Genomic DNA, 20445 nt, shown 5'->3' on the forward strand with positions numbered 1-20445 from the left:
CCGCCCCTACACATAGCCATGCAGGACACCACCATGCCCGACTACCAGGCCACCGCCGACTGGGCCCGCGCCCAGGACGCCACCGACCCGCTGCGCGCCTTCCGCGACGAGTTCCTGATCCCGCCGCACGAAGGTCACGACAGTGTGTACTTCTGCGGCAATTCGCTGGGCCTGCAGCCGCGTGCGGTGCGCGAAGCGGTCAATGCGGAACTGGACTACTGGGGCGAGCTGGCCGTGGAAGGCCACTTCAAGGGCCGCCTGCCGTGGATGGATTACCACGAGTTCGTGCGCGACGATCTCGCCGCCGTGGTAGGTGCCAAGCCATCCGAAGTGGTGGCGATGAACACGCTCGGCGTGAACCTGCACCTGATGATGGTGAGCTTCTACCGGCCCACGAAAGAGCGTCATGCCATCCTGATCGAAGGCGGCGCCTTCCCCACCGATCGCTACGCGGTGGAATCGCAGATCCGCTTCCACGGCTTCGACCCGGCCACGTCGCTGATCGAACTGGCAAGCGATGAGCCTAACGGCACCATCTCGATGGCCGCGATCGAACACGCGCTGGCCAAACACGGTCACCACGTCGCGCTGGTCATGCTGCCCGGCGTGCAGTACCGCAACGGCCAGGTGTTCGACCTCAAGGCGATCACCGCGCTCGCTCAGAAGCACGGCTGCATGGTCGGCTTCGACCTCGCCCACGCGGTCGGCAACCTGCCGCTGCAACTGCACAACAGCGGCGCGGATTTCGCGATCTGGTGCAGCTACAAATACCTCAACAGCGGCCCCGGCGCCGTCGGCGGCGCCTTCGTGCATGAGCGCCATGCCAAGGCAGCACTGCCGCGCTTCGCCGGCTGGTGGGGCCACGACAAGACCACCCGCTTCCAGATGGGCCCGCAGTTCGTGCCCACGGCCGGTGCCGATGGCTGGCAGCTGTCCAACCCGCCGATCCTCGCGCTGGCGCCGCTACGCGTATCACTGCAGATCTTCCGCCGCGCCGGCATGCAGGCGCTGCGCGAGAAATCGCTCAAGCTCACCGGTTATCTGGAATGGCTGGTGCAGACCCAGCTGGCCAACGTGCTGCAGGTGGTGACCCCGGCCGAACCGGAACGTCGCGGCGCGCAATTGTCGATACGCGTGATCGGCGGCCGCGAGCGCGGTCGCGCGCTGTTCGAGTACCTGATGGAACACGGCATCATCGGAGACTGGCGCGAACCCGACGTGATCCGCATCTCGCCAGCGCCGTTGTACAACCGGTTTGCGGATTGCCTGGCGTTTGTCGAGGCGGTGCGGGCGTGGAGTCGTATCGACTGACTCAAGACTGCTTTCACCCAAAGCGGGCATCGCAAGGCGCTTCATGTGCAGCGATAAAACCGGCGCGTTTGATCCGGTTATGCATCCGGTTGTTGGCCGGACCCAGCGCAGATAAGCTCCAGATGAATCGGGGCGTTGCGTCGGAACTTTCGAACGTGATCAAGGATGTATAGCCGGATCCGCGGGTCCGTATATTAGGTAGTTAGCGCTCATAGGAGACTTCATGGTTCGCCACATATTTCTCTTCGCCATCCTCGTCTTTTCTGGCAGCGCGGTCGCTGGCGTCACAATTCATTTCAACGGTCAGCTTAAGGACGCGAGTGACGTTGAAAAAGTAGCCGAGGCCGCATGCGCGGTGGCAAAAGCCAAATCATGGCGTTGCGAGTCAGTTTCGGGACCAAAGGATGCTGCTTTAGACAACATCACGGTCCAGTCCCTTCGCGAACTTGATGGGTCAGCCGACCTTTCAAAAGCAAATGGGGTCGTGATCTACCCCGCGGACATGTCCGAGCCGCTCTACTTGGTTTTCGGCGCCAAGAACAAACTGGACAATTTCATAAAGACACAATTTGCTGGTGCCGATACGCACATCGGCGTCATCGAAATCTTCGACGCAGTCAAGCCATTCTTCCGCCGTCTGGAAATTACAGACGAGGGCCGGTACTGGGAGACGCGCAGTCGAGCCAACCTCGAAGAGGACTTGGCATCCGTCGCCGCTCAGATCGCCGCGATTAAGTCGCAGCGGCCAGACGTAACTGGTCCGGTCAAGCGTCCGGACGGTCGCATCCTGGACTTGGTCGCGGGTGAGCGCTAACAATTCATTCAAGCCGAACCCGCTTCGCGGGTCGGCTTAATTCAGGCGTTGGACCCTTTGAATCTTCGGAGGAACCATGAAATCTCTCATCATGGCAATGGTCTTTCTGGCCATGCCCATGGCGGTGCCAGCGCAAACCCCGAGTTCCGAAGCATCCGTGCGCCAGACGGTTCAGGCGTTCTACGCCGCCTTCAACTCCCATGGGTTCAGCCATGCGACTGATTTCACAACCGACGACTGGAACCATATCAATCCCTATGGCGGTCGGACCCATGGGCGCGCCGAGGTTCTCAAGGAATTGCATGGAGTGCACAGCACTTTTCTGAGCGGTGTATCCGACAACATCGAAAAGTTGGACGTGCGATTTGCGAGCAGGGATGTTGCGGTTGCGACCGTAACCAGTCGCATGAGCACTTTTACGAGCCCCGACGGTATCAAGCACTTGAACGAGCAGCACATACGCACGTTCGTCCTGGCCAAGCGTGGCACGCGATGGTTGATCATGCAGGATCAAAATACAGTCGTGATGCCACCATCAATGCAATGACGGCCGGCATGAGGCATCGACCTGTATCCCGCGGTAGCCCCACCCTCACACCGCATGGCGGCGACAGGTGAAAAAGCCATTGAACGTCAGACGCCCCGACAACGGATCCGCAGTGAGCTTTTCGGGGCTGACGATATCCCCGGAGTGAAGCAGGCTGCCGTCATAGAAGATCATGCGGTTCCAGCGTGCCGGGATGCTGCCGATCCGTGTGAGGTAGCTGTTGGACGCATGGATGTAGCCCGGTTCGATGCCGTAGCGCTGGGTGAAGGTTTCGCCGGACAACGCCGTCGAATCGGCGAACAGCTGAGAGATTTCAGCCGCCGAACGCGCTGGCTCGTAGAAACTCGTGCCACCCAGGCTGGAATCCTTGAACAGATACAGCACCGATGCCTGGATGCTGTGCGAACGATCGAGACCGAAGTTGTCGCTATGGCACAACCACTGGCATGGTCGCAGCGCTTCCGGGGCCAAGGTCACCATCGACAGGCGGCAATGCATGTGCAGCAGCCGCCGGGCGTCGAACAAATCGCGCATCCGGTGGATAAAGAACTCCGTCATCGCGCTATCTATCGCCGCCGTGGGCATCAAGTAGGTTCCCGGATAGGCGTTGAAGTCGACACGTCGAAACGCATCGCCCTGTGCGGCAGCCCATGCAACGAAACGTTCCGGTTCCAGCAAGGCATCGTCGACGACGTAGCAGACGCCGCCGTTCGACAGCGTTATGCGATCGATCTGCGCTTGCGGATTGAACAGCTGAATGCTTTGCGCTTCCATAAACCCGTCGTCCAAGATGCGCGCCGTAAGGAGCGCCATCAAGCCAGTTGGTTCAGTCGTCCCCGTAACTCATCGAGGCGCAGATCGTTGCCGGCACCGGGCGACACGCGCGCAGCGAGGCTGCTTTCCGGTGTACGGCCTTGGTCGGCCGAAGCGGCCGTTTCCGCGGCGGCACGATAGGCATCGCGGAACGGTACGCCGGCGGCAGCCTGCTCGATCGCCACGTCGGTGGCGTACATCGCCGGCTCGATCGCGGCACGCATTGCGGTTTCGTTCCACTGCAACCGCGCCAGCAGATCGGGCACCAGTTCGAGCGCACCGAGGCCATGGCGGCAACCATGGAACAGCGAGCCCTTGGAGAACTGCAGGTCGCGCTGGTAACCGGACGGCAGCGACAGCAGCTGCTCGATCTCGGTGCGCGCCGCGGCGACGCTGGCGTAGCTCGCGCGCAGCAGCTCTACGACATCCGGATTGCGCTTGTTCGGCATGATCGAGCTGCCGGTGGTGTATTCGGGCGGCAGCATCACGAAGTTGAATTCGGCCGTGGTGAACAGTGACAGGTCCCACGCCAGCCGGCGCAGATCGAGCAAGGCGCTAGCTATCGCCTCCAGCACCGCCATCTCGAACTTGCCGCGCGAGAGTTGCGCGTAGATCGGACTGACCTGCATGCGTGCGAAGCCCAGCGCCTGCGTAGTGTGCTCGCGATCCAGCTTGAGGTTGACGCCGTAACCGGCAGCGGTACCGAGTGGATTCGCATCGATCCACGTTGAGGTTTGCTGCGCGCGCAGTGCGTTGTCGATGAAGCCTTCGGCGAAACCGGCAAACCACATCGCGGTGGACGACACCACCGCGCGCTGCAGATGCGTGTAACCGGGCAACGGTATCGCGGGCTGCGCCGCACGATCGAGACAGACCTTCGCGATGGCGTGGCAATGCACCTGCAGTGCGGCCAGCTGCTCCTTCAGCCACAGCCTGGTGGCCACCAGGATCTGGTCGTTGCGGCTGCGCCCGGTATGCACGCGGCGGCCAGCATCGCCGAGTCGTTCGGTGAGCCGCGCCTCGATCGCCGAATGGCCGTCCTCGTAGCGCTCGTCCAGCACGAAGCTGCCGGCACTGAAATCCGTCGCCAGCACATCCAGCTCGCGCTTCAAGGCTGTCGCTTCGTCAGCACTGACCACGCCGATATTCGCCAGCCCCTCGACATGCGCCTTGCTGGCGGTGATGTCATGCAGGAAGAACTCGCGATCCAGCAGCACGTCATCGCCGGCGAGGAACTTCATGATCTTCGCGTCGATCTGTACGCCAGATTTTTGCCATAGAGGCTGGGTCATGGTGATGTCCTGAAGATAGGGTGGCTCTCATGTAGGAGCGGCTTCAGCCGCGATGCTTTTTGCATCCCGGATGAAGAGCATCGCGGCTGAAGCCGCTCCTACAGAGATGTCGGCTATAACGGTATCGCCGTGTATTCGTCCACGCCGATCGCGCGATTGATGTTCTGCATGGCTTGGGTGGCTGCGCCCTTCAGCAGGTTGTCCAGCGTCGCCACGATCACCACCCGCTTGCCGTCAGCCGACAGGGAAAAACCGCCGATCTCGGCATGGTGGCGATGAGCGATGCGACTGACCCACGGCGCCTCGTCGGTCACGGTCACCAGTTTCTCGTGGCCATAGGCCGCATGAAAACGCGCCAGCACGTCCTCGCGTTTCAACGACCGGGTGAGATACAGATTGGTGGTAACCGTGAGTCCGCGAAAATGCGGTGCCACGTGCGGCATGAACTCCACCGGTACGCCAAGCCGGAACGACGCTTCCTTCTCGTGCATGTGGCCGGTAAGGGCATATGGCATCAGGTTGTCGCGCAGCTTGTCCGGATCGTTCTTGTCCGACGGCGTGGTACCGGCACCGGAATAACCGGACACGCCAAAACACACTGGGGGTGCGGCGAGCAGATCCTTCAGCGGTGCAATCGACAACTGCATCGCGGTGGCGTAGCAGCCGGGATTGCTGATGCGCTTTTCCCCGCGCCACTTGTCGCGGGTCAGCTCAGGCAGGCCGTAATACCAGTGCGCGTCGAAACGGTAATCGGCAGAAAGATCCACGATCAACGGATCAGCACCCGCTGCATCGAACGCCGCGACACAGACCTCAGCCTTGCCGTTGGGCAGCGCCAGAATAATCACATCAGCGCCCAGCTTCGGCAGATCCTCGTGCGCCGGCGCGCTGTAGCGCAGCTCGCCACGGTACTCGGACACGTGCGCGTCGACGCGCTGGCCGTCCAGCTCGCGCGAGGAGACGAAGGCTAGTTCCAGCGCCGGATGCGCCGCGATCAAGCGAATCAGCTCCGCGCCGGTATGACCGCGCGCGCCGACGATGCCGATGCGTTTCCTGTTGGTGCTCATGCTTCAGTCCGTCAAGGTCGGTTGCCGCTGTGCGCAATGCGCCACGCAGCGGGCGATGGTGTCGAAGTCGTGGATGCCGTACCAGAACACCTTCCAGTGCGGTTGCTTGAGGCAACCATCGGACTCGGCGTAATAGAAAGGATTGACCGCGTTACCGTGGCGCGAGCGCCAGAACAGCCGCGGATTTTCCTCGCGCATCACATGCCATACCGCACGTCCCAAACCCTCGCCCTGCGCGTCATCGAGCACGGCGAACTTGTCCAGATACGGCAAGCCACCTTCTTCGGTGAGGATCATCGCGGTGCGATAATTCTCGCTCACGTAGATACGCAATGGCTCAGTGCGTTCGAAATAGTCCGACACCAGGGTGCGTCCGAAACTCGATTCGATCAACGAACGCATTCGCTCAAGGTCGATATCTTTCCACGAGTCGAACGTCAGCACCTTCTCGCCGCGCCGTACCAGCGTGCCCGAGCCCTTGTGGGTAAACAATTCCTTGGCCAGTTCCGCCGGCCGGGTGATCGACACCGAAGAAGTCAACGGCAGGTCGGCCAGCAGGTCGGCGATCTGCTCCAGCTTCAGGCGCATGCCACCGTTGATCCACGGCTGCGCCATCAGGTGCTCGTACTCGGTGGACAGATTGATCGAGTCGATCAGCTTGCCTTGCTCGTCGAGCAGGCCGCCGGTACCGGTAAGGAACACGATCTTGTACGGCTGCAGCACGCGCACCAGCTCGTTGGCCGCGAAGTCGGCATTGATGTTGAGGATCTGTCCTTCGTCGGTCTCGCCGAGGCTGGCGATCACCGGAATCGAGCCGGCGCGCAGACTGGCTTCGATCGGCGCCAGGTTGATGCTGTCGACCTTGCCGACCATGCCGTAGGTATCGTGATCCAGATAGCTGGCCATGAACACGCCTGTCGCCACCGAGGTGGCGCGCGTATCCATCGACTGCAATGCCTCGACCAGTTTCAAGTTCTGCTGCTGGAACACGCGTCGTACGATACCGAGCGCCTTCGGCGAGGTGACGCGCAGACCACCCACCGTGTGCTTCTCGATGCCGGCCGCTGACAGTTCCTCATCCAGCTGCGGACCGGCGCCGTGTAGCACGATCGGGGTGAGCCCGACCTGCTGCAGGAAGGTCAGCGACGAGGCAAGATCGGCCAGCTCGTCACGCAGCACGGCGCCGCCCACCTTCACCACGGCGAAGCGCTTGGCGTCGACTTCGGAGAAGCGCTTGAGGTATTGCTGGATTTCCTTCGCGCTGCCCATGCTCGAGAGCAGGCGCACGATGGTCTTGCGGGTGTGCTTATGCGTTTCCACTGTCAACGATCCGGTAGATGGTTTCTGCGTACTGCTGTAATTGACTGAGCTCGACCCACTCGTCGGCGCTGTGTGCCTGGGCGATGTCGCCGGGGCCGTAGACGAAGGCGGTATAGCCGGCGGCAGAGAACAAGGCGGCCTCGGTCCAGAAGTCCACCGCATTACCGATCGGCAGCTCCAGTTCGTCGGCGATGTCACGGGCGGCCAGACGGCGCTCCTCGGCCCGCGCGGTATCCCCAGCTGGCAGCGAGGCGCCGCGGAAGGTCTCGGTGAACTCCACCGGCGTGGGCTCCACCAGGGTGGAGAAACGCTGCAGCAACTGATCCGGATCCATCGTTGGCAGCGGACGGAAGCCGAAACGCACTTCCGCCGTCGGCGCGATCATGTTCGCCTTGATGCCACCCTCGATGCGGCCGATATTGAAGCGCAGCCCGGTGAGCCCACCGAAGCGCTCGTGCGACTGCGCGGCGACGAAATCCAGCGCCGCGTCGCCCCAGCGCACTGTCTGGTGCAAGGCGCTGTCACTGGGCTTCTGTTCGCCCGAGGCGTGGCCGGCATGACCGGCGAAACGCATCAGCACCGACTGGATGCCACGATGCGCCAGCACCGCCTCAGCCTTGGTCGGCTCGGCCACGATCACCGCCTGGTAGTCGTGCGATTCGCTGAGGAAACCGGCGATGCAGCGCGGATCGTTCGCCTCCTCGTCGGTGGACAGCAGCAGCGCCAGCGGGCCGTCGGTGGCATTCGCCACGGCCAGCAACGCTGCAGCCGCCCCCTTGATGTCGCAGGCACCGAGGCCGATCGCGCGATCCGCGGTGACCCGCAGTTCGTGCGGGCTCGCACTCCAGTGCGGCGAATCGGGAACCGTATCCATATGCACGTTGAACAGGTATTTCGGCTGGCCGCGCACTGCATGCAGGGTCACCGCGCCGGCGCCGTAGTCGGTTACCTTGACATCGAAACCACGCAACTGCGCGCGCAGATAATCAAAGATGCCATCCGTGCCGATCGCCCGCGGCGGATTGCGCGTGTCGAAACCGACCAGTGCCTTCAGATGCTCCAGCGTGGCATCGAGCAAGCTGCTCATCCGCGGTTGACCTCGGCCCACAGCGTGCTGCTCATGCCGAACAGCTTGATGAAGCCTTCGGCCTCCTCCACGCCCCAGTCGGCCGACTGCGCGTAGGTGGCACCCTTGGCATTGAGGATGTGCTTGGACTCCACCGCGACGGCGTTGACGATGCCGCCGCTGGTCTCCACCGTCACCTCACCGTTGACGGTGGACTGGCTGGAGGCAAGGAAGGCTTCCAGGTCGGTCTTCAGCGGGTCGTGGAAGAAGCCCTCGTAGACCAGCTCCACCCACTTTCGTGCCACTTCAGGCTTGAAGCGGTTCTGCTGCTTGGACAGCACCGCTTCTTCCAGCGCGCGATGCGCAGCGAGCAGCACGGTCAGGCCCGGCGCCTCGAAGATGATGCGGCCCTTCAGGCCAATCGTGGTGTCGCCGGTGTAGATACCGCGACCGACGCCGTACTGGGCAAACAGGCCATTCAATTTGGCCAGCATGGTGTGACCGGCGATCTTTTCGCCATCCAGCGTCACCGCCTCGCCCTTGACAAAGCCGATCTTCACGCGCAGCGGTTTGGACGGCCATTCGGCGCGCGGCTTGCACCAGCCTGCCGCGCCGTCGCCTGGCGCCTGCCAGCGGTCGATCTCGCCACCGGACATGGTCAAACCAAGCAGATTCTCGTTGATCGTGTAGGCCTGCTGCTTGGCGCGCACGCCGAAGCCACGCTGCTCCAGATAAGCCTGCTCATAGGCGCGGGTCTGGGTGTGCTCCTTCTGGATCTCACGGATCGGCGCCACGATCTCGTAGTCGCCCAGCGCCTTCACCGTGAGGTCGAAGCGCACCTGGTCGTTGCCCATGCCGGTACAACCATGCGCGATCGCCTTGGTGCCCAGTTCGGCGGCACGCTTCAGCGCAGCCTCGACGATCAGGTAGCGATCGGAAACCAGCAGCGGGTACTGGCCCTGGTAGCCCTCACCTGCCTGCACGAACGGCTTCACGAAGCCTTCCCAGATCGCCGGGCCGCCATCGACGGTGACGTGCGAGGCGACGCCCAGCTCAGCCGCGCGTTGTTCGATGAACGCGCGCTCCTCCGCATCGACACCGCCGGTGTCGGCAAACACGGTATGCACGGCCCAGCCATGCTCCTGCAGGTAAGGCACGCAGAAGCTGGTGTCGAGGCCACCGGAAAACGCGAGAACGATGTCTTTGCTCATGGCTTGCAGATCCTGAAAATAAAAACGGTCAGACGGATTCAACGATGATGCGCGGCTCACAGCGCACCGGAAAATTCACGGAATTGGCGATGAAGCAGGCGTGGTGGGCAGCCTCATGTGCAGCCGCCGCCTTGACCGGATCGCTCGCGGCAGTGATGGTCACCATGGGGTGCAACACGACCTCGACGAAGCGACCGCCATCGCCTTCGGTCGCCATCGTGCCTTCGGCGACGTCGCTATAGGCCGTCACCACCACGCCCGCCACCGTGGCCATATGCAGGTACGACAGCATGTGGCAGGTGGACAGCGCGGTTACCAGCATGTCTTCCGGGTTGTGCCTGGCGGCGTCACCGCGGAACGTGGGATCGGACGAACCGGCAAGAGTCGGCTTGCCCGCGATACGGATCGCGTGGTCACGGCTGTAATTGCGATAGCCATCCGTGCCGCTGCCGAGGTTGCCCGTCCATTCCACGTCCACGCGATAGTGGTGCTGATGTCCGCTGCTCACGATCGAGATTCCTCTTGTTCGGCCATCAGGTCGGCCAGTTCCGCGTCGCCATCGCCATCGCGCTGCCGCAAACCGTGGATCACACCGAGGCGATTGGCTTCGGGATGGTTCTGGCTCAACTTGAACTTGCCTTCGATGCGTTCGATCGCGATCTCCAGACCGACGATGCCGTGCAACGACTTCTCGATATGATCGGCCGGCGCGTCCGATACCTTCCACGGTGCCGGCAATCCCGCCTCATGCCGATCGGTCAACGTCTCCAGCAGCTTGCGCAGCCAGACTGCATCCTCGACCACGCGCAGCCGGCCATGCACATGCACTACCGCGTAGTTCCAGGTCGGCACTTCACGGCCCGTCTCGTGCTTGCTCGGATACCAGTTCGGGCTGATATAGCCGTCCGGTCCGCGAAAGATCAGCAGTACTTCGGCGCCGTCCGCGTGCCGCAACTCGTTGCCGCGCGCGACATGCCCATGCAGCAGGTTGTTCCCAACCAGCTCGAACGGCAGATGATTGGCCACCAACCCGGCATCGGCATGGAGAACCACGGTGGCGAACGGAAAGTCATGGATCAGCCCGTGCAGAGCTTCGATCCGCGCTTCGTTGAAGTAACTGGGTGTGTACATGGAGCTTCCCTAAAGGATCTCAGCGACCCGCCATCAACGACGCCATCACCGCCTTCTGCACGTGCAGGCGGTTCTCGGCCTCGTCGATGGCGATGCAAGCGGGCGAATCCATCACCGCATCGGTGGCCTTGATATTCCGGCGCAACGGCAGGCAGTGACTGAACAGGCCGTGGTTGGTCAACGCCATCTTCGCCTCGTCGACGATGAAGTGCTTGTGCGCCTCACGGATCGGTTTCTCCTGCTCCCAACGACCGAAAAACGGCAGCGCGCCCCAGCTCTTGGCGTAAACCACATCGGCGCCGGCATAAGCCTCTTCGATGTTGTGGCTGACCTTGAACGAGCCACCGTTCTCCTTTGCGTTCTGTTCGCCGAACGCCATGTAGCGCTCGTCCAGCACATAGTCAGGCGTCGGGCACAGCAGGGTCACATCCATACCCATCTTCGTCGCGATCAACAGCGCCGAGTTCGCCACCGCGGTGTTCAGCGGCTTCGGGTGGTAGGTCCAGGTCAGCACGTACTTCTTGTTCTGCAGATTGCCCAGGTGTTCCTTCATCGCCAGCGCGTGGGCCAGCTCCTGGCAAGGATGGGTAATCGTCTCCATGTTGATCACCGGCACCGTGGCGTACTGCGCGAACGCCTTGATCACCTTGTCCTCGCGGTCCACCGCCCAGTCTTGGAATTTCGGGAACGCACGTACCGCGATCAGATCGACGTAACGCGACAGCACCCGCGCCACTTCGGCGATGTGCTCCTCAGTGTCGCCATCCATCACGCTGCCGACCTCGAACTCGATCGGCCATGCATCCTTGCCCGGCGACAGCACGATGGCGTGCGCGCCCAGATGGAACGCACCCAGCTCGAAACTGGTGCGGGTACGCATCGAGGGGTTGAAGAACAGCAGCGCGATGGATTTGCCGGCCAGCTGCTGGCCGCGTGGCGAGCGTTTGAATGCTGCAGCCTGCTCCAGCAGCGCATCGATCTCGGCGCGGCTGTAATCCTGGGTGGTGATGAAGTGGCGAAGACTCATGACTGCTCCAAAATCAAAATCCAAAAACAAAAAACCTGGCACAGGGCTGGCAGCCTTTGATCAAAACAAAAAAACCCGGCGCATGGCCGGGTTTTATCGTCGATACACATGTAACGCGCGCGACAGCCTACCCGGCCGAATGTCGATACAGCGGTCGGCGCGCACGCGATGTCATGCCAGCAGCCGCGCGGGCGCTGGTGAGTACGGTGGCGGTGTAGACGGCTGCGGACATGCAGGGTTCCAGATGGTTGGCGTGCATGATGGCGACAATTTCGCTGCCATGCAACAAAAAAATCAACGGCCCAAACGAGATCGCCGCCCGGAGGCGGCGACGCAGGCAACGATCGAAACGGCCGCTCAGTCGGCCGGCTCGACGCTCACGCGGACCCGCAGGCGCTCGCCCGGGTCGTAATTCAGTCGCGAGGTGTACACCTCGCCGCGATAGCGGTATTCCACGTCATAACCGATGATCCGGCGCTGCTCGCTGACCGCATTGACCTGACTGCAGGTGGTCTGGGTGGTCTGGTAGTTACCCCCCTGATTCGACACGCTGTTACCTACCGCACCACCGACCACGGCACCGCCAACGGTCGCTGCCGTGCGGCCATCGCCCTTGCCGATCGTGTGTCCGAGTACGCCGCCAATCACCGCGCCGAGTACCGTGCCGGCTGCGCTGTTGCCAGGATTGTGCTGCACCACCTGCTGGTCATAGCACTGCTGCTGCGGCACATTCGTGCGCGTGACGCCCTGCACCGGATCCGCCCGCAGCACGTCGGCCCAGCCATAATGAGCATTGTCGTCATTGCCTGCCGGACCCTGTGGTGGGCCCGGCGGCGGATAACGCCCATCCTGGGCATAAACGCCGGAGGCCATCAAGGCCAGTGCCAGCGCGGAAAGCCATAACTTGGTCATTGCGACCTCCAATCGGAAACATCAAGCGTGCTATGCACGCACTGATGGCATTTCAACAAATTCACGCTGAATACAGGCTTAGAATTAACCTTTCGTAACCATGCTGCTTACACCTTGTTAAGATGCCGGGCCGACCGTGCCCTGCCGGCACGCGGCCCACGCTGCGGATTTTCCCTTCATGCCGATTTCGCTCTACAACAGCCTGACCCGTCGCACCGAAGCGTTCGCACCGCTCGATCCGGCGCGAGTGACCATGTACTTGTGCGGTCCCACGGTCTACAACTACGTGCATATCGGCAACGCGCGCGGCCCGGTAGTGTTCGACGTGCTGGCGCGGCTGTTGCGCCGGCACTACCCACACGTGGTCTACGCACGCAACATCACCGACGTGGACGACAAGATCAACGCCGCCGCACTGGGACAGGGCGTGGCGATCGGCACCATCACCGAACGCTTCACCGCGGCCTACCGCGAAGACATGGCGGCGCTGGGCATCGCCCCGCCGGACATCGAGCCGCATGCCACGGCCCATATCAGCGAGATCATCACGATGATCGAAGCGCTGATCGGCAACGGCCACGCCTATGCCGCCGAGGGCCATGTACTGTTCGACGTGAGCGCCTATGCCGACTACGGCAAGCTGTCCGGACGCGATACCGAAGACATGATCGCCGGCGCGCGCGTCGAGGTGGCCCCCTACAAGAAGAACCCGGCGGACTTCGTGCTGTGGAAACCCTCCACGCCCGAACTGCCCGGCTGGGACAGTCCGTGGGGCCGCGGCCGCCCCGGCTGGCACATCGAGTGCTCGGCGATGAGCGCCGCCCACCTGGGCGAGACCATCGACATCCATGCCGGTGGCGTCGACCTGCAGTTCCCGCATCACGAGAACGAGATCGCCCAATCCACCTGCGCACACGGCGGCAAGGTGTTCGCGCGCTGGTGGATGCACAACGGCATGCTCACCTTCGGTGGCGCCAAGATGAGCAAGTCGGTGGGCAACGTGCTGCTGGTGCATGAACTGCTGAAACTGCATCCGCCGGAAGCACTGCGCCTGCTGTTGCTGCGCGGACACTACCGGCAGCCACTGGACTGGTCCGAGGGCGCCATTGCACAGGCGATCAGCACGCTGGACGGCTGGTACCGCGTGCTGCGAGATCTGGCTGATGTCGAGCTGCCCGCCGGTGCACTACCGGTGCCGGCGCGGCTGGAAGCCGCCTTGTGCGACGACCTCAACACACCGCAGGCGCTGGCCGAACTGGCCGTGCTGGCCGATGCCGCGCGCCAGGCCGGCACCGCCGAAACGAAAGCCGCCCTGCTCGGCGGGGGCGCCCTGCTCGGCTTGCTGCAACAGGACGCGGAGGCATGGTTCAAGCGCGGCGGCGCACAGGCCATCGATGCAGCACACATCGATGCGTTGCTGGAAGAACGCCGCAACGCCCGCGCCGCGCGTGATTTCAAGCGCGCCGATGCGATCCGCGACGAACTGGCAGCCATGAATATCGTGATCGAGGATGGTGCGCAAGGGACTCGCTGGAGCGTGCTGAAAAGCTGAGCCAGGACACCGGCAGCTTTTTCGCGTCTTTCTCCACGCTGCGCGATAATGTCCGCATGAACGTTATCGCCACACCCAGCGCCGCCCAGGCGCAACTCGACATCGCCGAAGAATTCGCGTTCTTTGGCGACTGGACGGAGCGCTACCAGTACCTGATCGACCTCGGCAAGCAGTTGCCGGCGTTTCCCGAAGCCTGGAAGACCGAAGAACACCGCGTGCACGGCTGCCAGTCGATGGTGTGGCTGGTGCCCAGCGGCGATGCGGCGAAAATGCACTTCGACGCGATCAGTGACTCCGCGATCGTCTCCGGCCTGATCGCGCTGGTGCTGCGGGTGTATTCGGACCGCTCTGCGCAAGAGATTGTCGCTACCGAACCGGCGTTCATCGCCACGATCGGACTGGCCAAGCATCTCTCGCCGACACGCTCCAACGGCCTGGCCGCGATGCTGGCGAAACTGAAGGGTTATGCGGCGCAGGCACTGGCCTGATCCGCGCCTCTAGCCAGCCATCAATCACTTGGAAAAAGCGAAGCCCCGCAGACGGCGGGGCTTCGGCATTACCAGTGAATCCCGGAAGGTTCAGTCGCCCATCTGCTTCTGCAGGTGTTCGCGGCGTTCCTGCGCATCCAGCGACAGCGTGGCGATCGGACGCGCATCGAGACGGTCGACGCCGATTTCCTCATCGGTCTCTTCACAGTAGCCGTAGCTGCCTTCCTCGATCCGGCGCAACGCCTTGTCGATCTTGGAAATCAGCTTGCGGTAACGGTCGCGCGTGCGCAGTTCCAGCGAATTTTCGGTTTCTCGGGTGGCGCGTTCGGCCTCGTCGCCGACATCGCGTACTTCGTCGCGCAGGTTTTCCATGGTCTGGCGCGACTCTTCCACCAACTGATCACGCCAGTCGCGCAGCTTGTTGCGGAAGTAGGCCAGATGCATCGGGCCCATGTATTCCTCATTGCTGGAAGGGTGGTAGCCCTTGGGCAAGGTGACGTTCGTGGTGGCAGGAAGCGCGTAGCGCCCATCTTCCCGGGTGACACCGTTATCGAGATTTTTTGCAGCAAGTCTATTCATTGAGGACGACGAATTTTTCTGATTTTTCTGGGGAGAGGCATGACGCGAGGCAGCCGGAGCTGCGCGCGGCGTCACCATGGCGGTGGCACTCGCCACCTTGCCCTTGAACAGGGTGCTGGCGGGTGCCGGGGATACGCTTTTGACAACATGAACTGGCGTCGGTGCCGGCTTGGCAACCGGCTTGGCCGTGACTTTGGCCGGTGCAGCGGGCTTGTGGACCGGTTTGGCTGCCGCTTTCGCGGCATGCGTCAGCACCGGTTTGACCGGAGCGACTGCCTTCCTGGCCACCGGTTTGGCTGCGGGCTTTGCGGTCTTCTTGCTGACCGCGCTGCTCTTGACCTTGGCGTTCTTGACGGCAACCTTCTTTGGCGCAGGCTTCTTGACGGCGACTTTTTTCACTGCGGCCTTCTTGGCAGCAGGCTTTTTGACCTGGCTGGCCTTCTTCGGCTGCGGCTTGGCGACGGCTTTCTTGGCCACCGGCTTCGCAGCCGGCTTCTTCGCTGCCACCGGCTTCGCTGTGGCCTTGCCAGCTGGTTTGGCCACGGTGCGGGTTGCCTTGGTTGCTTTTGCTGATGTCTTGCTGGTGCTCTTCACGGCCTGTCCCTTTGCGGCAGCCACATTCGACTTGCCGGCCTTGGCATTATGCGCCTTGATCGAAGTCTTCTTCTGCGCCTTGGCGGCGGTCGAACTACGCGTCGTTTTCGCCATATCCCTTCACCGTTTTTGGCCGTGACGGCCGGGTGTTATAGCCCATGTGTCCTACACCAGCAAGCTTGCATCTGGAATACTTGTACCACTACACGCCGCAAGTCGTCCCGGTAACGTGAATATCCCAACCCGCTTGATACTGTGGTTGCTGCATTTGTACAAGCGCTGGCTGAGTCCGTTGCTTGGGCAACACTGCCGCTTCCACCCCAGTTGCTCTGATTATGCACGGATTGCGGTCACGCGCTTCGGCCCGTGGCGCGGCAGCCTGCTGAGCGGCTGGCGGTTGCTGCGCTGCCAGCCGCTGTGTGTCGGCGGTGAAGATCCGGTACCCGAGCATTTCCATTTCCCCCGCTGCCGCCCTCACGGACATTCGAACCAAGTCCACCCCGTATCGTCTATCGCAGAAACTGCGCCTATTGCCGACTCATCCAAGCCACGCCGACCAGATTGAGCGCAGTCGCCAACCAGAAGATCAGCTGAAAACTGGTCTTGCTGGATTTATGCCGAAGATGCTTTTGTGCCAGCCACGCTCCGGGCCAACCCCCAAGCAAAGCCAGTACCTGCAAAGTGTTTTCCGGTGTTCGCCAGCGACCTGCCGCTGCTGCCTGCTTGTCGTGACGATAGACCAGGAAGGTCACACAGCTGAGCAGGATGTAGCCCGCGATCACGAACCACGGCAACGTGACCCTCCATACTGCCCATGCCAGCAGCAAGCCGAACGCCACCAGCGCGACCTCGGCAAATCCCATGCGTGAACTCGTTGATATCGCGGAACGCGACTTTCTCATCCTGGCAAAGGCCACCACGCCAGCCACGAGTCTCCCGCGATCATCCGGCTTCAGCGCATAAGTGAGGATGTCGCCGACTTTGGGCCGATGCAGGCGGTTCGTCGCGAAATGCTTGATATGCAGAAAGATGCGCTGCTCCGTACCGTGCGTGACGACAAAGCCGTAACCACGCGAGTCGTCCCATTCGACGACTCTCCCTTGCTGCCGCATAAAGCCCCCGAAAGTCCGATCAATTCGAACTATACGGAAGAGCCGTAGCCGCCTTCCACACCCTTGCTGGCGTACGCCACTGCGTCGTGCGGGTGCAGGCTTTCCTGGTGTTCGACGCGGATATGGAAATCGCTCAGAGCAGCGTCCGCATCGAGCGCTTTCTGGATACGCCGGGCTGCATCCTCGCAGAACATCAGGTTGCCGCCGTTGGCTAGCGCGAAGGCCTGTTCGTCCTCGCGCTTCACCGCCGTCTGCACCGGCGTGCCGAGTGCATGTTCGACGCGATCGATCAGACCGATCAGATGAAAGGCAGCGCCCGCGACGGGACGCGTGCGCAGACGCGCCACGCTGCGCTGGGCGTGCGGCGTGGCGACGATGCCGTGCTCGCTGCCGAGCCACGCCAGCACGGCGGCATGGTCGACCGGCTTGCCAGCAACAAAGTCGTTGGCGAACTGGTCCTGGATCAGCTGGCGCGACAACGCGGCCGAGGCGGGACAGGTGGAGGAATAAACCACTTCGGTACCGAATTCGAGCAGGAACTCCTCGCCAGTCAGGCTCGCCTCAATGCACACCGGATAGGCGCGCCAGCCGCTGTTGGCACTGCGCAGGGCCGGGCGACGCACCAGTTGCTCGAAATGGATGCTGAGACAGGCGCGATCGGACAGATCCTTGTGCGAATCGAGGAAGCCGCGCAGCAGCGCGTGCAGTGAATCGGCCGTGAGCACTTGCGTGCTCAGCGCCTGTTCGACCTGCAGATACAGCCGTGACATGTGGATGCCGCGCTTGTCCGGCCGGTTCAGATTGACGAAGGCACCGACCCGCGCGCTGGCCCGCTGCACCTCACCATCGCCCGCATCGAACAGCACCGGCACCTGGATATCGGCCATGCCGACCCAGTCCAGCGCGCCGGCAAGATGCGGCTGCGCGTGCACGGCAACGTCGGGGAGCAGGCGAGCGGTATTTTCCTGGTTTGGCATCGTTGGATCCTGACATCGGCGAACATGTCGCCGCGAAGCAGACAATCTTGGGGCAGCTAGGCTACCGCGCAATAGTGGCGTGGCGGAAACGCTGCGTCTTGAGACGAATTACACCACCTGCCGGCGCCATGCACGGGCAGCCTGCCACGCCTGCAACGTGGTAGCCAACCCGGTGCGCGGCTGTCCCGTCTGCAACACGGCCAGTGCATCGTCAGTGAGTGCCGCGCGCCGTGCCAATTGGTTGCCATGCCGCGATTCCAGCGCGCGAAAGACGCTGAGCGGCCCGGCCAGGGTAGCCGAGTCGCGCCAGCTGACCAGCAGATCGTCCAGTTGTGCCTTGACCGCCTGTTGCCGCGCTTGACTGGGGGCGCGCAGTTGCGTGCGACTCAGGCTGTGCCGCGCCAGCCGCGCCATCGGCAGCGGCAGACGGTCGCGCTCGGCATCCTGCTCCAGTCGCAGCAGCGCGTACAGCAGGTGATTGAGCGTGGCGACCCGCGCTGCCCGCACCGGTGACGCCTCGTTGCCGTACCACCAGGCGGTTTCCAGTGTGGCCAGCGCACCATGCAGTGGCATCGCGGCAGCGAGCTGGGCGGGGAAATCCGCGGCGGTGCCCTGTTCCAGCTGGGCCATCGCGGCCAGCACCGGCGCCAGCCAGAGATCGCTGGCGATGGCGTGCGCACGTTCGTCGTCGAACAGCACCTGGGTCAACGGATGGCGTCCGCCGCTGGCCGCTGCGCCACTCAGCTCCTCGGCCCACCAGTTGAGTTTGGCTACCGCCACCTGCGGTTCGCGGATGCCGTAGGCGGCGCCGAGCAGCTCTTGCTCCAGCGCGGCCAGCGCGACGTGTCCGGGATAGCGCCGGCCATCGACGAATACCAGCGCGATGCGCTGCTGCGGCTGCACCGCCAGCCACTTGTCGATGAAGCCTTGCAGTACAGCGCTTTGTTCGACCAGCTCGATCATGCGGCGACCGGTTGCAGTTGCAGCAGATCGGCCAGCTCGGCCGGATGATCGAGCACCGCGTCGGCACCCCAGGTATGCGGATCGCCACCGTCGAGATAACCCCAGCTCACGGCGACCGTATACAAGCCGGCGGCCGCACCGGCCTGGATGTCGCGGCGGTCGTCGCCGACGAACAGGCAACGTGCCGGTTCCACGCCGGCGCGTTCGCAAGCCAGCAACACCGGCGCGGGGTCGGGCTTCTTCACCGGCAGCGTATCGCCGGACACCACGGCGCTGGCGCGGTTGGCCCAACCGATACGGCTGACCAGCTCGTCGGTGAGAAACGCCGCCTTGTTGGTGACGATGCCCCAGCGCAGGCCTTGCGCTTCGATGCGTGCGAGCAAGTCGTCGATGCCATCGAACGCGCTGGTCTGCTGCGCCATCACCTGCTGGTACAACTCCAGATAGCGCGGCATCAGCAGCTCCAGCGCGGGCTCGCCACGTTCGGCAAACGCGCAGCGCAGAACCGCCCGCGCGCCGCGCGAAACCACCTCGCGCACCGGTGCATACGGTGGCGGTGGCACACCCTCTTCCACGCACTGCGCGACCAGCGCCGCATAAAGATCCGGCGCGCTATCGAGCAAGGTGCCATCCAGATCGAACAGCACGCCCTGGATATTCTTTGGTACCGACTTCATGCTGGCTTGTATGCACTGAGCAGGTAATTGACCGCAGTGAAGCGGCTGAGCCACGCCTTGCGCTGCAACGGGTTGTAGCCGAGGCCAGAGACGTCCTCCAGCTCCAGCCCGGCCTGCCGCAGCAGCCGACCGAGTTCGGACGGCTTCAGGAATTGTGCGTAGTGATGGGTGCCACGCGGCAGCATGCGCATGACGTATTCGGCACCGAGGATGGCTGCGCCGAATGCAGCCGGCGTGCGATTCAGAGTGGACATGAATAGCCGGCCGCCGGGCTTCAACATGGCCGCCAGATCATGCACCAGCGCCACCGGGTCAGGCACGTGCTCGATCAGCTCCATGCAACACACCGCGTCGAAGCTCGCCGGTTCGGCAGCAGCCAGATCCGCCGAGGATTGCACGCGGTAGTCCACGTTGAGATTCGACTCGTGCAGGTGCAAGCGGGCCACGTCGATCACCTTCTGCCCCAGGTCGATGCCGGTGACCTTCGCGCCAGCGCGCGCCAGCGCCTCGCTCAACAGGCCGCCGCCGCAACCGACATCGGCCACGCGGGCGCTACGCAGATCGACGCGAGCTGCGATATAAGCCGCACGCACTGGATTGAGGTCGTGCAGCGGACGCGATTCACCGTCCGGATCCCACCAGCGCGCAGCCAGCTGGTCGAAACGGGCGATTTCCTCGGGACTGACATTGGCGGTCTGTGACATGGTTATGTACTCAAGAAGTGCCGACAGCCTAACTGGCCTGCCATTCGCGGACGGTGATCTCCCAACCGCCACTGATCGACGCCGGATCGCGCTGCACGATGGCGATCGCCTCGTCCAGATCGTTCGCGCGCAGCAGATACGCACCACCGGATCCGTCACCGAACGGCCCGTTCATTGCATTGCGACCCTGGGCGCGCAGTTCGGCAAGAAAATCTCGGTGCGCCGATACCACGGTCGGGTCGACATGCGGCTTGCGCAGCAGGATGACGAGATAGCGGTTCACGAGTT

22 protein-coding genes and 1 pseudogene are annotated in these 20445 nt (G+C 63.0%); 6 read left to right on the forward strand and 17 right to left on the reverse strand.

Translation table 11 applies throughout. The features are described 5' to 3' along the window. Window positions 1-33: 33 nt before the first annotated feature. The 3 genes from kynU to B0E48_RS07500 all read left to right on the forward strand — a co-directional run bounded on the left by kynU (window position 34) and on the right by B0E48_RS07500 (window position 2672). Window positions 34-1311: a kynureninase gene (gene kynU, locus B0E48_RS07490; protein ID WP_077517667.1), complete on the forward strand. Its 1278-nt coding sequence runs from the start codon at window positions 34-36 to the stop codon at window positions 1309-1311. Window positions 1312-1534: 223 nt separating this feature from the next. Continuing rightward, a complete protein-coding gene (locus B0E48_RS07495; protein WP_077517465.1) occupies window positions 1535-2125 on the forward strand; it encodes a hypothetical protein in 591 nt (196 codons plus the stop codon). Between the two features lie 76 nt (window positions 2126-2201). Next, a complete protein-coding gene (locus B0E48_RS07500) occupies window positions 2202-2672 on the forward strand; it encodes an SgcJ/EcaC family oxidoreductase (RefSeq protein ID WP_077517467.1) in 471 nt (156 codons plus the stop codon). 45 nt (window positions 2673-2717) lie between these two features. Here B0E48_RS07500 and B0E48_RS07505 read toward each other — a convergent pair whose 3' ends face one another. From B0E48_RS07505 to B0E48_RS07550, 10 genes are all read right to left on the reverse strand, one after another. Beyond that, a complete protein-coding gene (locus B0E48_RS07505) occupies window positions 2718-3446 on the reverse strand; it encodes a DUF6445 family protein (RefSeq protein ID WP_139350197.1) in 729 nt (242 codons plus the stop codon). A 38-nt stretch (window positions 3447-3484) separates the two neighbouring features. Then, a complete protein-coding gene (gene argH / locus B0E48_RS07510) occupies window positions 3485-4777 on the reverse strand; it encodes an argininosuccinate lyase (protein ID WP_077517471.1) in 1293 nt (430 codons plus the stop codon). A 113-nt stretch (window positions 4778-4890) separates the two neighbouring features. Further along, a complete protein-coding gene (gene argC / locus B0E48_RS07515; protein WP_077517473.1) occupies window positions 4891-5844 on the reverse strand; it encodes an N-acetyl-gamma-glutamyl-phosphate reductase in 954 nt (317 codons plus the stop codon). Between the two features lie 3 nt (window positions 5845-5847). Beyond that, window positions 5848-7113, reverse strand: coding sequence for an acetylglutamate kinase (locus B0E48_RS07520; RefSeq protein WP_254423899.1), 1266 nt, complete (start codon window positions 7111-7113; stop codon window positions 5848-5850). A 37-nt stretch (window positions 7114-7150) separates the two neighbouring features. Then, window positions 7151-8251, reverse strand: coding sequence for an acetylornithine deacetylase (locus B0E48_RS07525; protein ID WP_077517476.1), 1101 nt, complete (start codon window positions 8249-8251; stop codon window positions 7151-7153). Continuing rightward, on the reverse strand, window positions 8248-9441 hold the full coding sequence (locus tag B0E48_RS07530) for an argininosuccinate synthase (protein ID WP_174566725.1): 1194 nt from the start codon (window positions 9439-9441) through the stop codon (window positions 8248-8250). Before B0E48_RS07530 ends, B0E48_RS07525 begins: the two co-directional genes overlap by 4 nt. Window positions 9442-9469: 28 nt before the next feature. Continuing rightward, window positions 9470-9949, reverse strand: coding sequence for an OsmC family protein (locus tag B0E48_RS07535; protein ID WP_077517480.1), 480 nt, complete (start codon window positions 9947-9949; stop codon window positions 9470-9472). Next, window positions 9946-10572: an FMN-binding negative transcriptional regulator gene (locus tag B0E48_RS07540; protein ID WP_077517482.1), complete on the reverse strand. Its 627-nt coding sequence runs from the start codon at window positions 10570-10572 to the stop codon at window positions 9946-9948. The genes B0E48_RS07535 and B0E48_RS07540 overlap by 4 nt, the downstream gene beginning before the upstream one ends. 19 nt (window positions 10573-10591) lie before the next feature. After that, window positions 10592-11599: an N-acetylornithine carbamoyltransferase gene (locus B0E48_RS07545; RefSeq protein ID WP_077517484.1), complete on the reverse strand. Its 1008-nt coding sequence runs from the start codon at window positions 11597-11599 to the stop codon at window positions 10592-10594. Between the two features lie 357 nt (window positions 11600-11956). Beyond that, complete coding sequence (locus tag B0E48_RS07550; RefSeq protein ID WP_077517486.1) at window positions 11957-12511, reverse strand: glycine zipper 2TM domain-containing protein; 555 nt, start codon at window positions 12509-12511, stop codon at window positions 11957-11959. 178 nt (window positions 12512-12689) lie between these two features. Here B0E48_RS07550 and cysS point away from each other — a divergent pair, with 178 nt between their 5' ends. Further along, window positions 12690-14063: a cysteine--tRNA ligase gene (gene cysS / locus B0E48_RS07555; protein WP_077517488.1), complete on the forward strand. Its 1374-nt coding sequence runs from the start codon at window positions 12690-12692 to the stop codon at window positions 14061-14063. A 56-nt stretch (window positions 14064-14119) separates the two neighbouring features. Then, window positions 14120-14551 (forward strand): SufE family protein, encoded by a 432-nt coding sequence (locus tag B0E48_RS07560; RefSeq protein WP_077517490.1) that lies wholly within the window; start codon window positions 14120-14122, stop codon window positions 14549-14551. A 90-nt stretch (window positions 14552-14641) separates the two neighbouring features. On the opposite strand, the gene dksA is transcribed toward B0E48_RS07560, so the two are convergent. Continuing rightward, entirely contained in the window at window positions 14642-15838 is a 1197-nt protein-coding gene (gene dksA / locus B0E48_RS17760; protein ID WP_168170313.1) for an RNA polymerase-binding protein DksA, read from the reverse strand. Window positions 15839-15959: 121 nt separating this feature from the next. On the opposite strand from dksA, the pseudogene yidD reads away from it, so the two are divergent. After that, a pseudogene (yidD, locus tag B0E48_RS07570) lies at window positions 15960-16196 on the forward strand (membrane protein insertion efficiency factor YidD); the annotation flags it as partial. Window positions 16197-16251: 55 nt separating this feature from the next. Here the strand turns inward: yidD and B0E48_RS07575 are convergent. The 6 genes from B0E48_RS07575 to B0E48_RS07600 all read right to left on the reverse strand — a co-directional run bounded on the left by B0E48_RS07575 (window position 16252) and on the right by B0E48_RS07600 (window position 20440). Beyond that, window positions 16252-16836 (reverse strand): DUF1294 domain-containing protein, encoded by a 585-nt coding sequence (locus B0E48_RS07575; RefSeq protein WP_077517494.1) that lies wholly within the window; start codon window positions 16834-16836, stop codon window positions 16252-16254. 29 nt (window positions 16837-16865) lie between these two features. Then, on the reverse strand, window positions 16866-17813 hold the full coding sequence (gene folE2, locus B0E48_RS07580; protein WP_077517496.1) for a GTP cyclohydrolase FolE2: 948 nt from the start codon (window positions 17811-17813) through the stop codon (window positions 16866-16868). 108 nt (window positions 17814-17921) lie between these two features. Then, on the reverse strand, window positions 17922-18776 hold the full coding sequence (locus B0E48_RS07585; protein ID WP_077517498.1) for a phytoene synthase: 855 nt from the start codon (window positions 18774-18776) through the stop codon (window positions 17922-17924). Further along, window positions 18773-19453, reverse strand: a complete 681-nt coding sequence (gph, locus tag B0E48_RS07590; protein WP_077517499.1) for a phosphoglycolate phosphatase — start codon at window positions 19451-19453, stop codon at window positions 18773-18775. Before gph ends, B0E48_RS07585 begins: the two co-directional genes overlap by 4 nt. Continuing rightward, entirely contained in the window at window positions 19450-20157 is a 708-nt protein-coding gene (gene ubiG / locus B0E48_RS07595) for a bifunctional 2-polyprenyl-6-hydroxyphenol methylase/3-demethylubiquinol 3-O-methyltransferase UbiG (protein ID WP_077517501.1), read from the reverse strand. The genes gph and ubiG overlap by 4 nt, the downstream gene beginning before the upstream one ends. Before the next feature lie 28 nt (window positions 20158-20185). Continuing rightward, window positions 20186-20440, reverse strand: a complete 255-nt coding sequence (locus tag B0E48_RS07600; protein ID WP_077517503.1) for a YciI family protein — start codon at window positions 20438-20440, stop codon at window positions 20186-20188. Window positions 20441-20445 lie beyond the last annotated feature (5 nt).

The sequence above is a fragment of the Rhodanobacter sp. C03 genome, assembly GCF_002001175.1.
Classification (GTDB): domain Bacteria; phylum Pseudomonadota; class Gammaproteobacteria; order Xanthomonadales; family Rhodanobacteraceae; genus Rhodanobacter.